General features: G+C 41.8%; 11 protein-coding genes. 7 read left to right on the top strand and 4 right to left on the bottom strand.

The window, feature by feature from the left end; translation table 11 throughout:
* Positions 1-44: 44 nt before the first annotated feature.
* Positions 45-2,411, bottom strand: a complete 2,367-nt coding sequence (locus tag BFS30_RS16880) for a glycoside hydrolase (protein ID WP_069380365.1) — start codon at positions 2,409-2,411, stop codon at positions 45-47.
* 100 nt (positions 2,412-2,511) lie between these two features.
* Here BFS30_RS16880 and BFS30_RS16875 point away from each other — a divergent pair, with 100 nt between their 5' ends.
* Positions 2,512-3,492 carry a helix-turn-helix domain-containing protein gene (locus BFS30_RS16875; RefSeq protein WP_069380364.1) on the top strand — a complete coding sequence of 327 codons (981 nt, stop codon included), beginning with the start codon at positions 2,512-2,514 and terminating at the stop codon, positions 3,490-3,492.
* 2 nt (positions 3,493-3,494) lie between these two features.
* A complete protein-coding gene (locus BFS30_RS16870; protein WP_069380363.1) occupies positions 3,495-4,499 on the top strand; it encodes a helix-turn-helix domain-containing protein in 1,005 nt (334 codons plus the stop codon).
* Between the two features lie 96 nt (positions 4,500-4,595).
* Here BFS30_RS16870 and BFS30_RS16865 read toward each other — a convergent pair whose 3' ends face one another.
* On the bottom strand, positions 4,596-5,039 hold the full coding sequence (locus BFS30_RS16865; RefSeq protein WP_069380362.1) for a hypothetical protein: 444 nt from the start codon (positions 5,037-5,039) through the stop codon (positions 4,596-4,598).
* A gap of 92 nt (positions 5,040-5,131) precedes the next feature.
* Complete coding sequence (locus BFS30_RS16860; RefSeq protein WP_157262942.1) at positions 5,132-5,371, bottom strand: hypothetical protein; 240 nt, start codon at positions 5,369-5,371, stop codon at positions 5,132-5,134.
* Between the two features lie 112 nt (positions 5,372-5,483).
* On the opposite strand from BFS30_RS16860, the gene BFS30_RS16855 reads away from it, so the two are divergent.
* Together BFS30_RS16855 and BFS30_RS16850 are read left to right on the top strand one after the other, a co-directional pair.
* Complete coding sequence (locus BFS30_RS16855) at positions 5,484-5,777, top strand: isochorismate lyase (protein ID WP_069380360.1); 294 nt, start codon at positions 5,484-5,486, stop codon at positions 5,775-5,777.
* Complete coding sequence (locus BFS30_RS16850) at positions 5,774-6,097, top strand: hypothetical protein (protein WP_069380359.1); 324 nt, start codon at positions 5,774-5,776, stop codon at positions 6,095-6,097. The genes BFS30_RS16855 and BFS30_RS16850 overlap by 4 nt, the downstream gene beginning before the upstream one ends.
* A gap of 11 nt (positions 6,098-6,108) precedes the next feature.
* On the opposite strand, the gene BFS30_RS16845 is transcribed toward BFS30_RS16850, so the two are convergent.
* Positions 6,109-6,933 carry a DUF6266 family protein gene (locus BFS30_RS16845; protein WP_069380358.1) on the bottom strand — a complete coding sequence of 275 codons (825 nt, stop codon included), beginning with the start codon at positions 6,931-6,933 and terminating at the stop codon, positions 6,109-6,111.
* A 346-nt stretch (positions 6,934-7,279) separates the two neighbouring features.
* Here BFS30_RS16845 and BFS30_RS16840 point away from each other — a divergent pair, with 346 nt between their 5' ends.
* The 3 genes from BFS30_RS16840 to BFS30_RS16830 all read left to right on the top strand — a co-directional run bounded on the left by BFS30_RS16840 (position 7,280) and on the right by BFS30_RS16830 (position 14,102).
* Positions 7,280-10,165, top strand: a complete 2,886-nt coding sequence (locus BFS30_RS16840; RefSeq protein WP_069380357.1) for a TonB-dependent receptor — start codon at positions 7,280-7,282, stop codon at positions 10,163-10,165.
* A 358-nt stretch (positions 10,166-10,523) separates the two neighbouring features.
* Positions 10,524-12,728, top strand: a complete 2,205-nt coding sequence (locus BFS30_RS16835; RefSeq protein WP_083252086.1) for a peptidase domain-containing ABC transporter — start codon at positions 10,524-10,526, stop codon at positions 12,726-12,728.
* A gap of 27 nt (positions 12,729-12,755) precedes the next feature.
* On the top strand, positions 12,756-14,102 hold the full coding sequence (locus BFS30_RS16830; protein ID WP_083252085.1) for an HlyD family efflux transporter periplasmic adaptor subunit: 1,347 nt from the start codon (positions 12,756-12,758) through the stop codon (positions 14,100-14,102).
* Positions 14,103-14,163: the final 61 nt, after the last annotated feature.

Raw genomic sequence — 14,163 nt, 5'->3', positions numbered from 1 at the left:
TAGTTGTTCAATAAACGTGCCTATAACTAACCGCTATTTCTGATTTAAGGTTTATAGACTTCAAAAGTATCGCTAATAAGATCATGAATGATCAGGGTTCGCGGAAGAATCGCCTGGCTCTTGTAAGTAAAAGGGCTCTTGCCGAAATTCGCGACCACCTCGATCTTATCGCCAAATGTAGTTTTCTGAACCTGATGATCTTTGCTCAGCCAATCGAATGCATTCATCTCTGATTTGACTGCAATTTCATGTGTTTTTGAAAAGACTTTTACATGTTTCCCAATGACTTCTTTAAACTTCAACCAGCTTTCATCATTGAGGTGATACAATGGGGGAACATTAAATAAAATCTCCTTTAATTCCGTATTCTTCAATTCTGAAGGCACTTTCAAACTTCCCCATTCCCAATGATGAGAAGTGATTACCGCATTGTTATAGACCAGTTGAAATAGGGGAATGTTAAAACGACTATCATAATAGAGATAGCGGTATTCTTCTTTCAGCTCTGCCTGCATTCCGTAACGGTCGGGAACCCCTCCATTATTCGAGAAATATCCACCGATATAATACTTTGAGGTTTTGTTTGTTCTCATATCCGGATCATTCCAGGCAATCACCGGCGTAGTCATTCCATGACCATAGGCAATTGTACCCGCAGCAAAATCATTTCCTACCTCCGAGCCAACAACCAATTGATAAGTATCCCTAATCCAGGTCATTCTTTGCAAACGTGCTTTGATGTCATCTTCCTGACTGGTCATCCTTCCAGGCGTATAATCATCCAGACTTTCGCCTGTCGCATCACAATCAATAAACCAGGAATTGAATACTTCCCCCGTATTGTTCATCACCTCTCTCATCCTGTTTTTCACCGCAGGCATCGACAAAGTAGGATTTAGCTTCCGCCCTTTCCCCAGAAAACCCAAAGATGGTTTCCCATTTTTATTCATTACAAAAGCTCTTGTGAACAGCGTTGTGTCGGAAAATCTTGCCGTAATCCAACCTTCTTTTCCCGGCTGATGAATGCTATGATAGGAATCATAAGGGCCGATTAAATAACCTTTTCCGACCGCCTTCGTGACAAACTCAGGATGAATTTCTGCAGGCATCCAGTCGTTTAAACCCAGCCATGTTTTTTTTATTCCCGCAGCCTGCATTTCATCCAGCATTTTGGGCTGTGCCCCTCCCCAATCGGCCACCGGACGAAAAACCTCAGGGTATGCAGCAACCAGTAACAGTTTATTTAAGCGATAAAGTTCAACAGCATTCAGCTGGTCCGGGCCTTTACCGATCAGGCTTAAAACATTTTCCTCCATCCTCGTATTACTCCAGGCCAGTTTATTATAAAAATCTTTCCTTAGCAAAACTTCATTTATGGCCTGGATCAATCCATTCTTCTGGTACCTGGTCATGAATTCCTCTTTTACAAACTCATCCAGCTGATTTTGAAATTCAGTCCCTGCCTCCCCGACTGAAAACTGTCTAAACATATTTTTCGTAGGATTCATTGTTCTATCCCGCAGTTGCCCCAGGATTATTCTCTTAAACAGCTTCCAATTAACCACATCATTTGATACCAGAAATTTATCATTCCAGATATAAATATGGGGCGCGCCGTACAATTTCCTAATATTGGGATTATGCTCTGCCTTCTGTTCCAGTGTAATGATTTGCCCTTGTTCTTCTACATACTTTTTATAAGTCTTCGCAATCGCTGTGGTACTGTTTGTAGTCAGATAAATTCTGAAACCATATTGCTTGTCGGATACAGTTGCAGGAAATTCATGATTAACGCTCAATCCCAAGGTACCCTTATCGTTCGCAAAGTTCAACTCATTATTGAACATATTCCTGATCACATAAACCAGCGCTTTAGCTCCCATATTTGCTGCAAAGAATTGCATAGACAAATCCTGGCTTCCACTTAAAGAACCTGTTTTGGTCAGATGACTGATCCATAAGGAATCCTTCGCAGGAATATATTTCCCTTGATGCATTGGAATCGTCAACGCGTCTATTTCTCCTTTCAACACCGGCCATGTGAACTCCGTGGTTTTACTTGCTTTTATACTTACCTCTAAGTATTCAGGATGCAATTCCAGCGATATCCCGATCCCCTTTTCAGGATAAGCCCAGGATGCCTTTTTGTGATCATGCGTTAATCCGCTCAGCTTTTCTTTTTGAAGCGGAGCAGAAACCTGGTACCGCTTCCCCTCAGCATCTACCGCTGTAATTGAAAACAATTCGGGATCAATTTCCATCTTCTGCGCACCGTTTAACAAATACAGCAGCTTCCCCTCGTGATTAATGCTTTGTCCGAAGGCATTCCAGCTCACAAATAAAAGGATCAGCATTAAACCAGTCACACCTGTCTTTCTAAATTTCTTCAATACCTTATGGTTAACTTTCATGGGTTTCTATCTCCGGCAAACATACGTTATTCAGAAAAACATATCGCTATATTTGCTTCAGGGTTAATTTGATTGTGCATAAACGTAATCGAAATCTTAAATGAAGGAAGTAGTTCACCAGTATGGCGTAGAATTGGATTGGGTAGCAGATTTAGCGGCTCAGCTGGATGGCTATGTAGAAGGAAATTGTATCAGAATTCCTGACGAGCTGCATCCGGGAAACCGTTATGTGCTCCAGATCAATGAACAACTCAGCGCCTTTATTATTGATGTCACCTACCGGCAGGACGTAGTCTTTAAGCTGAGGAATACCCGAAGCGACTTCGTAGGTCTTTACTTCAACCTCACAGAAGGAGAATCTATCCATATACTGGATGAAGTATCCAGATCTGCCGGAAGATGGGGCTACAATCTGGCTATATTTGATGCCGATATGCGGGGCGATTTCCAGGTAAAAACAGGCTGCACCAGCTATATGATTGCGATTTTCATTAAGAAAACTGCTTTAAAACAATATATTTCCAACATCCCACAATACCAGCAGATTGTAGAGTCCATATTTGATCCTAAACTCAATACCATTGTGCGCTTTGACCGGATGAGCAATCAGGCCTGGTGGCTCATGAATGAATTGCGAAAAGTAAGTCCTGACAATCCTTTATATAATATTTTTGTAAGTGGTACCGTTTACGGATTGATCGGCGACTATATGGACCAGATCATCAGCCAGGAGATCATCATCGGGCAGGTTATTGCGGAAGATGTGGTCAATGTGGTTGGTTCACAAGCTTTTTTAATCGAGAACATTGAAAATCCTTTCCCCGGAATAGCGGATCTTGCTTCCCGGGCCATGATGTCGGAGACAAAATATAAAAAGCTCTTTAAAAAAATTACCGGGGTAAGTCCCAATAGTTTTTTCCTCAGCAATAAGCTTTCTTTCGCAAAAGAGATGCTGGAAACCGGCAATTATACCATTTCAGAAATAGCAGATAAATTCAGTTTCTTCGGCGCTTCGCATCTGATTGAACAATTTAAAAATGCTTATGGTATTCCTCCAAAGGAATACCTTACCCGACTATAACCATGACGCAGGAAAGAATAGATTTTTTTTACCACTATACCCTCAGTCCGGAATGGCAGCAGCAAATCGTTGAAAAATTAGGCGCCAGGCTCATCGACAACAAAATCCTGCTCATGCCGGAAGGAATTGCTTCCGGAGGTTCCATTTTTCTGGAGGTATTGCCTGGAAAACTATCGGTACTGCTGCTGGACATGACTTTTCAGGTTCCTGTTGCCATCACCAGAATCCCTACAGACCACAATTATTATATGGTCTATTTTGACATTGGTGATGAGATTACCACTCATATCGTGGAAGATAGCGTTCACCGGGCCGGATACCATTCCAAATTGGGAATGAGTTTTATGGATTCCAGTTCAAAGGGAATCATTATGCCCCCGATCGGGGAACGCTCTTACAGCCTGAGGTTGTTTATCGAAAAAAGTTATTTAAAAGAATTAGGGGCCTCCACCAGAGACCTTTCTGTGAACAACCAGTTATTCGACGAAACGAAAAATACCTTGTTCTTCTATAGTCATATTGACAGCAGAAGTAAGGTATTGCTCAATAACCTGAAGGAACATCCCTTTACCAATCCATCCTTCGAATTAAAGTTGAAAAGTACCGCTTTGTATCTTTTGGGTTATCTTGTGGAGCGGGTCAGTCGCTTTGAACCCATCATCAACAAGCTCTCCCCTTCCGATATCGACAATATATTGAAAACTTCTCAATACCTATTGGATCACCTGCTGGAAGAATTCCCTGGGTTACCAACGATGGCTGCGCTTGCGGGAATGTCCGTTTCGAAGTACAAAACACTCTTTAAAAAGATGCTGAAGGAAAGTCCGAATAACTTTTTTCTGAATGAGAAGCTCCTGCTTGCACAGAAGCTATTACAAAGCGGCAACTTCAACAGTGTGCAGGAGATCGCCTATGAGCTCGGCTATAGCAGTCCAAATTACTTTGCCAAAGTGTATAAAAAAATGTTTGGCCTGCTACCGGCAGAAGTGCTGGTTAAGGAACATTAACCGGATAAATCAGGTTCTTCATACATAAAAACGGGCATGTCCCCAAGGGCATACCCGCAATCAACTTTAATAGTTGATCATTAACCCCCTATCAGGTTATTTTTGCATACTGAATACCAGGTAACCTTTATCTTTGGTATTGATCCTAACGGTTCCACCTTTGGCTTCAAACTGTTGTCCCAGTTCCAGAAACTGAACCACTTTCATGTCGTACTCACCAGGAGCAATTTTAGAAGTAGAAATTTTCGCATCTTTTAGGCCATCCTTACCTTTTACCGTATAGGTTCCCGTCAAATGAATGTTTTCCGGTTTACCTGATACGTTTGCCGTTTTCGTAGCCTGATCAAACGTCAGGCTAAGTGCACTTACCGGAAATTCAACTGTTGATGAATCTTTTCCCTGAGCGTTGAACTCGTGCATTTCAACCAACCTGTATTTCCCTGTCGGAAGTACTGTTTCTTCCGGATTTTGATTGTCTTTTTTACATGCGGTAAATGCTGCGGCTATCACTACTAGTGTTGCTAAAAATTTGATTTTCATGATGTTCTTTTTTTAAATTATCTAATTGTTTATTTTATCAGTTGTGTGTACTATTTAATTTTTAAAATTCTTTTATTTTAGGAAGCCGGAGGTTAATCCAGGCCCAGATAGTTTGCAATGAGCCGCTGGTCGGTTTCCGGTATGCTGGAAATCGATAAGGAAGTGCTCTCCCCGATACAAATCACCCGCTTACGGCCTTTTTCTTTAACCACTACAAAGAAACCGGCACTATCTACTTCGTTTTGCTTCCCGGCCACCTCTGCATGGATCAGATCAGCTGGAAATAAAATTGGATTTCCTTTAACGACGATATACTTTCTTAGCGACATCATATTTGTTTCAATTATTTATGATACAAAGGTAAGGCAGCCTCAAATGGGGGAATGGCAGGATAAGACATTTAACTATTAAAATAAGACCAAATGAGATGTTATATTTGCTCATATGAAGAAAGCATCAGCATGTGAAAACATGGAAGAGATCCGTAAAGAAATAGATGACCTGGACAGACAGGTTATTGGTCTGATTGGCCAGCGTTATAAATACGTACAGGCTGCGGCCAAATTTAAAAAGGACGAGAGCTCAGTAAAAGCACCGGAAAGGTTTAAAAGCATGCTGGAAAAAAGAAGAGAATGGGCAGTAATAGAAGGCCTATCTCCCGATGCAATAGAAAAAATGTACCGTGATCTGGTTAACTATTTCATCACCGAAGAGCTAAAAACCTGGAAGGCTTCATGAAAAAGAAATTGCCGGTCTTTGGTATTTTACTGCTTTTCGTAATTACAGCACTACTGATCAGCACGAATGTGATGGCAAATTTATGGGGCATTGGTACAGGACAAGGCTACCTGATTCCTGAGGAAAGCTCCATGATCAGTTTTAAGGCAACACAAATGAATACCGGCTCTGGCGAATACTGGCTGTATGGCGAAGATGAACACTACTATTACTCCATGATGGCAACATCAGGACTAAAGCCTTATGTATTCATTTCCAAAGAGAAGGCGGTCAGCTGCGATCACTTTGATAAATTTGATTTCAAAACCTGGTGTCAGTAGAAACATCAATTTCAGGAGGGCGCTATGTTTTGCTTTGATCCCTTGAAGAAAAGAGACAACTTCCGCTGGGTTCGTGTCTTTGGTGCCTGCTCCTTTGATCTGGATTTCCTTTGTACAATGACCGCATCGGGCCTGTCCTTATCTTTCGGGGCGATTTCCTCTATCATACCGGTCTGCTGCTCCAGATCTATTTCCGGAACTGCTGCATTTAAAGATCCCACATATACACTATCCGAAATCTCCGTTCCGAAAGGGTTGATAAAGGAAATATAAGCTTCCATAGGTTCGTTTGCCATTTCGGAACCAATCCAGAGCAGCTCTTTTCCTTCAGACCGTTTGGCCCCACTTGGATTAAAAGTACTTGTTCCGGTATTGGGAAAATAAACCAATAACATCACCCGATCGTTGCTATATTCCGCTGGAATGCCGGAAGTATCCCAGCTAAACGCTACTCCACCCTCTACTTCTGCCACCTGAGGCTTATTAGCCTTCAGCAGGCTTCCCTTACTTAGCAATGCTTTGGCATAATCCATACTGATGTTCGGGTATTCTCCCTGAACAGCATTCATTTTGTTATAGGAAACCGCTTCATTATAAGCATTTCTATTCGTTCCGATAACGGCCAGACCAAAACCTATATTGAGGAAACGAAGTGAGGTATTTAAGAACCGGTTTACCACGGTCATTTTCTCGCAATTGGCTTTTCTTGCCGGTGTAAGTGGTTTACTGCTCTTGCCTATTTTCCTCAAAATGTTCTCTCCATTCAGCATGTAACCAACCAGATTACCGACTTTTCCATAGACCCCGCCAAAAGGGCCACCTTTTAATTTTCCCATCTTGTTATATTTAAATTCATAGATACTTTATTTATACACTGAATATACGAAATGTTTTGCCGCTATTGTTAATTTCATGTTAAAACAAATTAAACCCCTATTGAACTATAAATCAGCCTTCATAGAGCTACTGGATCAATCAGGGATCAATCAACCCTCTATTATCAGTTAACTGAGGATTAATAACTGGGCAAAACAATCACAACAAAAATCGACCACAAATTCAGGAAAGAAACCGCTTTCAAGGCAAAATAGAGGGTCATACGAAACATTATTTGGCAAAGCGCCCATTCTACTGTTAATCGTGTAATTTTTTTGTTATATTGCTATATAAATCTAAAACCCTATGAAAAAAAATTTACACAAAATCTCTTTTCTGATCTTTTTCCTGCTACTCTCTGGTCAGTTATTTGCCCAGGGCTTAAAAGGGAAAGTCACAGATTCTGCAGGCTCGGTGATTCCGGGCGCGACCATTCAGGTAATAGGTGCCAAAATAGGAACCTCTTCCGATGCTAACGGACAATATGCTTTAAAGTTTCCGGCAGCCGGGAATTATAGAATACGCGTATCCTTTACCGGTTATGAAACTTCCGAAGCTCAGGTAGACATCGACAATACTGTAAAAACGCTGGACTTTAGTCTTCGGGATGCCAAACAGTTATTACTGGATGTCATTGTAGTGGGTTCGAGGTCATCTGTACCAAGGACCAACATCCAAAGTCTGGTTCCCGTAGATTTGATTACCAGCAAAGACGTCCGGACTTTTGCCCAGGTAGACGTTACCCAGATCTTAAATTACGTTGCCCCTTCCTTCAGTTCCAACAGACAAACGGTTGCTGATGGGACAGACCATATCGACCCCGCCTCTTTACGTGGGCTGGGCCCCGATCAGGTTTTGGTCCTGGTAAACGGGAAACGCAGACACACCACCGCCTTGGTGAATATCAATGGTACTTTTGGCCGTGGTACCGTAGGCACCGACATGAACTCTATTCCTGTTGCAGCCATTGAACGCATTGAAGTTTTACGTGACGGTGCTGCCGCACAATATGGTTCTGATGCCATTGCCGGGGTAATCAATGTGGTCTTAAAAAAAGTTACCCCTTACAGCTTTTCCACTTCCTTCGGGCAGTCTGACTCTAAAGCTTTAGGCAGGGAGTTTAACGATGGCCGGACTTTTCAGGTTGATTTCAGCAAGGGATGGGCTTTCAAAAGTGACCGGGGCTTTATCAATTTTGCCGGTCAGTATTTACAACGTGGTTACACCAACCGTGGCGGCCTGGATACCCGTCCTTTATTGTATTCTGCCAACCCAACAAAAGGAGCAACGGAAACAGAGGCTGATTTTCAGGCCAGATTTGCCAGTTTAAAAGCAGCAGATGATGCAAGGGCTGCAGCAAATGGCCTGGACAGAAATAACATGCGTGTAGGAAATTCTGATTCCAAAAACGGCGGTTTCTTTTTAAACGGGCAATATAACTTCTCTGAAAATGCTGAGCTTTATTTTGCAGGTGGTTATACCCACAAAACAGGAAGTGCAGCTGGTTTCTTCCGGCTGCCAACCCAGACTACCCAGATTGACCTGACGATCTATCCGAATGGTTTTCTTCCGCTTATTGATACCAAGATCAATGACCTTTCTTTCACCGGCGGCCTGAAAGGCAAACTCGGCAGCTGGAATTATGACCTGAGCAATACCAGTGGGGAGAACAATATCGCATTTAACATCAACAATACCGTTAATGCTTCCCTCCCATTGGGAACCAGTCCAACTTCATTTTATGCCGGCAAGTTACTATTCAGACAAAATACCACCAATCTGGACCTGGACAAAAAATATAGTTTTGACAGTGGTTTCTTAACCTCCCTGAACACCGCTATAGGTGGGGAGTTCAGAATAGACAACTATCAGATTAAACCAGGAGAAGAGTTGTCCTACTCCTATGGCCAGCCTTCAAAAGGCATACCCGGCAGAATGGTAGGTTCTTCATTTACCGCAGCAGGGGCCCAGGTATTTCCAGGGTTTAAGCCCGTTAACGCGCTGAATAAATCCAGACATAACATCAGTGGATACCTGGATTTCGAGGCAGAGTTTGGCTCCAGGGTTACACTTGAAGCTGCAGGACGTTATGAAAACTATAGTGATTTCGGATCTAACTTCTCCTATAAGTTTGCAGGAAAAATAAAGCTGTTCGGAGATGTTTCCCTACGTGGTGCCTATGCAACAGGCTTCAGGGCACCTTCTTTACATCAGCGCTATTTCAATAATGAAAGTACCCAGTTTGTTGCCGGAAACCCTACACAGGTCTTAACCGTAAACAACGACAACCCAATAGTTTCCCAATTTGGAGTAGGATCCTTAAAACCAGAGATTTCCAGATCAGGAAGTTTAGGGCTTGCAGGGAGGATTGCCAAAACATTTACGTTTACGATAGACGCATATAATATTGATATCGACGACCGCATTGTATTCTCCAGTCAATATGCACGGGAACGTGGCGCCGGAGGCGTACTTATCCCATCAGGTGTGGTCAATCAGATTCTGAATACCGTTGATCCAAATGCACAGGTAAATAGTGTTCAGTTCTTCACCAATGCCATCAAAACAAATACTGCAGGATTAGATGTGGTATTAACCAACAGGTTTTTGCTGGGCACTTCCAGCAGCCTACTGTTAAGTGTGGCCGGTAATTTAAACAAGACTATTGTCAGAAGTATTCAGGGTTCCCCAAAAATAGAAAGCGACCCCACTCTGAAAGCCAAATTGTTTGACCGCCTGGAGCGTTCCCGCTTTGAGAGCTCTGTTCCAAAAAACAAATTGAATATTACCGCCAACTATACCGTAGATAAATTGAGTTTTGTGGCAAGGACTGTTCGTTTTGGAGAAGTCACTTTCCTGAATGCGGTAGATCCGAACCTCCCTGCAAACAACCTTCCTCTGCAACTAGATCAGACTTTCTCTCCAAAATGGGTGAGCGATTTTTCTATCAGTTATGCACCAAGTAAGGCCTTAACCGTAACTGTAGGTGCAAATAACATCTTTGATGTGTATCCTGATAAATTATACATCGATCCACGGAATAATGAATATAATTTAAGTGGTGTTTCCGGCAGTAATTACTCAGGTGGCCTGGACAATACCTCTAACGGAAGGTTTTTATTCCCAAGGGCGATCAGCCAGTTTGGCTTTAGCGGTCGTTATGTATACGGTAAAATCGCCTGTACTTTTTAATATTTAACTGCTGTTCAACAAAGAAAACCGGTTAGGACGACCGGTTTTCTTTGTTGAATTCAGCCAAATACATTACTCTTTTAGCCTCATTTCCATCTTGAAATGTCCTTTCCTGGACTTGTTGTGACCTTCATTTTTGTAGCATCATAGAAGCCGGGTTATTGAGAAATAAGAGAACCATATTATAGCAGAACAGTTTTTAATTTTTCTATATCGCAATTCTTTTTCTGTCATCAGGAATATTATTTGCCATAGTCACATTAATTTATATATATTTAAAACACTAAGAAAAGTTGAGAGAGGAAATATCCTGTTTAACTTATTATTAGGATTTTAAATGTCATAAATGCTGTAGCTCTTGAAAAAATTCCCTTTTTATAAACAACCAGACCAAATGGACTGTGGGCCGACCTGTTTACGCATGATTGCAAAACATTTTGGCCGTAACTATAGTTTACAGCGTTTGCGTGAAATTTCAGGAATCAACCGGGAAGGAGTCTCCTTACTTGGAATCAGCGAGGCCGCAGAAAAGATTGGATTCCGTACTACCGGTGTCAGAATCAGTCTTGAACAGCTCACCGAAGTTGAAATGCCCTGTATTCTGCACTGGAGCCAGAACCACTTTGTGGTATTATATAAAGTTCCTTCAAAAACCAATTTAAAAGGAAAAAACTACCTCATTGCAGATCCTGCCAAGGGGCTTATTGCCTATACCGAGCAGGAACTAAAAACGCATTGGATCAGCACTCAGAATGATGGTCATGCTGAAGGCGTAGTTTTGATGCTTTCTCCGGCACCCGACTTTTATACGCAAGGTGGAGATCCGGATAAAGGAATGAGTTTAACTTATATGCTGGGTTATCTGAGCAAATATAAAAAACTGCTCCTCCAATTGTTTGTTGGCCTGGGTGTAGGAAGTATATTACAGTTAATCCTGCCTTTTTTAACGCAGTCGCTGGTAGATGTCGGGATAAATTCGCGTAACCTGAATTTCGTCTATATCATTGTTATTGCTCAGACAATGCTCTTTTTAGGTCGATTGAGCATTGATTTCATCCGATCCTGGATTTTGCTGCACATCAGTACCCGGATCAATATTTCTATTCTGACCGACTTCCTGATTAAGATCATGAAGCTGCCGATGAGTTTCTTTGATACCAAGATGACCGGTGATATTATGCAACGGATGAGTGATCAGGGAAGGATTCAAAGTTTCTTAACGGGTTCTTCTTTAAATACTGTTTTCTCTCTTTTTAACCTCATTGTCTTTGCATTTGTGCTGATGTATTATAACGTCACCATCTTCGTCATTTTTTTGGTCAGCAGCATCGTTTATACCCTCTGGGTGGTCTTCTTTCTTAAAAAAAGAAGGGAACTTGATTTTAAACGTTTTGATATCTCTTCCAAAAACCAGAGTAATATTGTGCAGCTCATCAGTGGAATGCAGGAAATCAAGTTGAACAATTGCGAGCAGCAGAAAAGGTGGGAATGGGAAAGGATTCAGGCCTCTTTATTCAGGTTTAGTGTGAAGAGCCTTGCTTTAGGCCAGTATCAGCAGTTTGGAACCTTCTTTATCAATGAAGGTAAAAATATCCTGATCACTTTTATTGTGACCAAAGCGGTTATTGACGGGCAGCTTACCCTTGGTGCCATGATGGCGATCCAGTATATCGTTGGTCAGCTCAATAGTCCGATCGAACAGTTGTTAGGTTTTCTACAGCAGTTTCAGGACGCTAAAATCAGTTTGGAGCGCTTAAATGAAATCCATGAGATGGAAGACGAAGAACCAATCGATCAACCTTTTATGTCCGAGTTACCTTTAAATAAAGGCATTTCTTTTCAAAACTTAACCTTCAGTTATCCGGGTGCCGGAAATGAGCCGGTGTTGCAAAATATTTCACTGAGCATCCCGGAAGGAAAAACCACAGCTATTGTTGGGATGAGCGGCAGTGGGAAGACCACTATTTTAAAATTGCTGCTCAGGTTTTATGAACCTCAGAAAGGAGACATTAAAGTGGGCAGCACCTATTTAAATCAGATTGGTTACCGGTATTGGAGAGGAAGATGTGGAATTGTGATGCAGGATGGCTTTATCTTTTCTGATACCATTGCCCGGAATATTGCCGTTGGTGATGAGTATCCGGATATGACCAAATTACTCCATGCCATGAAAATAGCGAACATCAGTAATTTTATTGAGGAACTGCCGCTGGGATTAAATACCAAAATCGGGGCAGCGGGCAATGGAATTAGTCAGGGGCAACGACAAAGAATCCTGATTGCCCGTGCAGTCTATAAAAATCCGGAATACATCTTTTTTGATGAAGCCACCAATGCCCTGGATGCCAATAACGAAAAGACCATCATGGAAAACCTGGAAACCTTTTTTAAGGGGCGGACTGTTGTGGTGGTTGCTCACCGTCTGAGTACAGTCAGAAATGCAGACAACATCATTGTGCTGGATAAAGGGCTCATCACAGAACAGGGGACTCATGAAGAGCTGACCAATAATAAAGGGGAATATTATGAACTGGTAAGGAATCAATTGGAACTCGGTGCCTAATACCGTCTTTTGAATAGTTTAAACAACATGGCTACAAAAAATACTGAAGAAAGAGAAATGATGATGCCACCGGGACTTTCAAATCCTCCGGAAATCACAAGTCCACCAACATACGAAATCAATAGCGAAGAAGTTCAGGAAATCATTACTGCAGTTCCATCATGGATACTGAGAAGAGGAAGTACAGCCATCTTTCTGATTTTGTTTTCCATTGTTATGGCATCAGCATTTATACAATACCCTGATGTAGTTAAAACCCGATTAAAAGTCAATTCACTGAATGCACCAAAGATCGTATATGTCAGACAAACGGGAAAAATCATCTCCCTCCTTGTGAAGGAAGGAACCCAGGTGAAACAAAATGATCCTCTGGCCTTTATGGAAAGTACGGCCGACCATAGAGACGTACTTAAATTACAGGAGACCTTAATGCAAATTACAGCGCAGTTGAATAAAACGGGGCTGGCTAAAGAAGTATTGCTCGACAATTTACGTCTGGGTGAAATTCAGGGTGCCTATCAGAGTTTTTACCAGCAATACCTGCAGTTTATCTCTACACAAAACGGAGGTTATTATCTAAACCGCAAGAAATACCTGCAACAGGATTTGCAGGAAATAGAAAAGTTAAAGAACCAGATTCATGTGCAGAAAAAAATTCAGGACAAGGAATATGCAAATGTGGAACAGGAGTTTGAGGCTTATAAAAAGCTGTATCAGAAAGGTGTAATTTCAGTGAATGAGTATAAGCAGCAGGAGAACAAATATCTGGCCGGCAAGTATCCGCTGGAACAGACCGTTACTGCGCTGATCAACAATAGCACCAGCTATGCTGCCAAGCAAAAGGAAATCATGGAAGTTGACCATACCATTCAGGAAGAAAAAGCAAAGTTCATACAATCGCTGAACAATATGGTAACCGAAACCGATGCCTGGTTAAAGTTATATGTGCTGAGTGCACCTGTAGCGGGGATTGTGAGTTATGCCGGAATTGTACAGGAAAATCAGACTGCCAATGCAAACCAGGAATTATTCATCATCAATCCTGCAAACACCAATTTCTTTGGCGAAGTCTACATTCCACAGGACAATATGGGTAAGGTTAGGGTTGGGCAACGGACATTGGTAAAAATGCGAAGTTTTCCTTTTGAACAATACGGACTCATCCGCGGTAATGTGAATTACATCTCTGACGTTGCTTTCAAGGACAGTGTATTTATTGCTAAAATCGCATTTGACGAATTTGAGAACAAAGATCCGGAACATAAGATTGTATTGAAAAACGGCATGCAGGCAGAAGTAGAAATTATTACCGAAGAAAGTTCTCTGTTGCGCCGGTTTACAAGGAGTATTACCAAAATGCTAAACAACAATTAGCAATTTCCAGGCAATGAAGTAAATTCCATTCCCTCTGTATCGGGGGAAAATCCTACATTGA

Source organism: Pedobacter steynii (genome assembly GCF_001721645.1).
Classification (GTDB): Bacteria; Bacteroidota; Bacteroidia; order Sphingobacteriales; family Sphingobacteriaceae; genus Pedobacter; species Pedobacter steynii_A.
Note: the sequence above shows the minus strand (reverse complement) of the source record. Positions and strands in the feature narration are given on the sequence as shown.

What these genes read in the sequence shown, in the direction of transcription:
- BFS30_RS16880 (WP_069380365.1), bottom strand. Translation starts at nt 2,411, where the DNA reads ATGAAAGTTAACCATAAGGTATTGAAGAAATTTAGAAAGACAGGTGTG.
- BFS30_RS16875 (WP_069380364.1), top strand. Translation starts at nt 2,512, where the DNA reads ATGAAGGAAGTAGTTCACCAGTATGGCGTAGAATTGGATTGGGTAGCA.
- BFS30_RS16870 (WP_069380363.1), top strand. Translation starts at nt 3,495, where the DNA reads ATGACGCAGGAAAGAATAGATTTTTTTTACCACTATACCCTCAGTCCG.
- BFS30_RS16865 (WP_069380362.1), bottom strand. Translation starts at nt 5,039, where the DNA reads ATGAAAATCAAATTTTTAGCAACACTAGTAGTGATAGCCGCAGCATTT.
- BFS30_RS16860 (WP_157262942.1), bottom strand. Translation starts at nt 5,371, where the DNA reads ATGATGTCGCTAAGAAAGTATATCGTCGTTAAAGGAAATCCAATTTTA.
- BFS30_RS16855 (WP_069380360.1), top strand. Translation starts at nt 5,484, where the DNA reads ATGAAGAAAGCATCAGCATGTGAAAACATGGAAGAGATCCGTAAAGAA.
- BFS30_RS16850 (WP_069380359.1), top strand. Translation starts at nt 5,774, where the DNA reads ATGAAAAAGAAATTGCCGGTCTTTGGTATTTTACTGCTTTTCGTAATT.
- BFS30_RS16845 (WP_069380358.1), bottom strand. Translation starts at nt 6,933, where the DNA reads ATGGGAAAATTAAAAGGTGGCCCTTTTGGCGGGGTCTATGGAAAAGTC.
- BFS30_RS16840 (WP_069380357.1), top strand. Translation starts at nt 7,280, where the DNA reads ATGAAAAAAAATTTACACAAAATCTCTTTTCTGATCTTTTTCCTGCTA.
- BFS30_RS16830 (WP_083252085.1), top strand. Translation starts at nt 12,756, where the DNA reads ATGGCTACAAAAAATACTGAAGAAAGAGAAATGATGATGCCACCGGGA.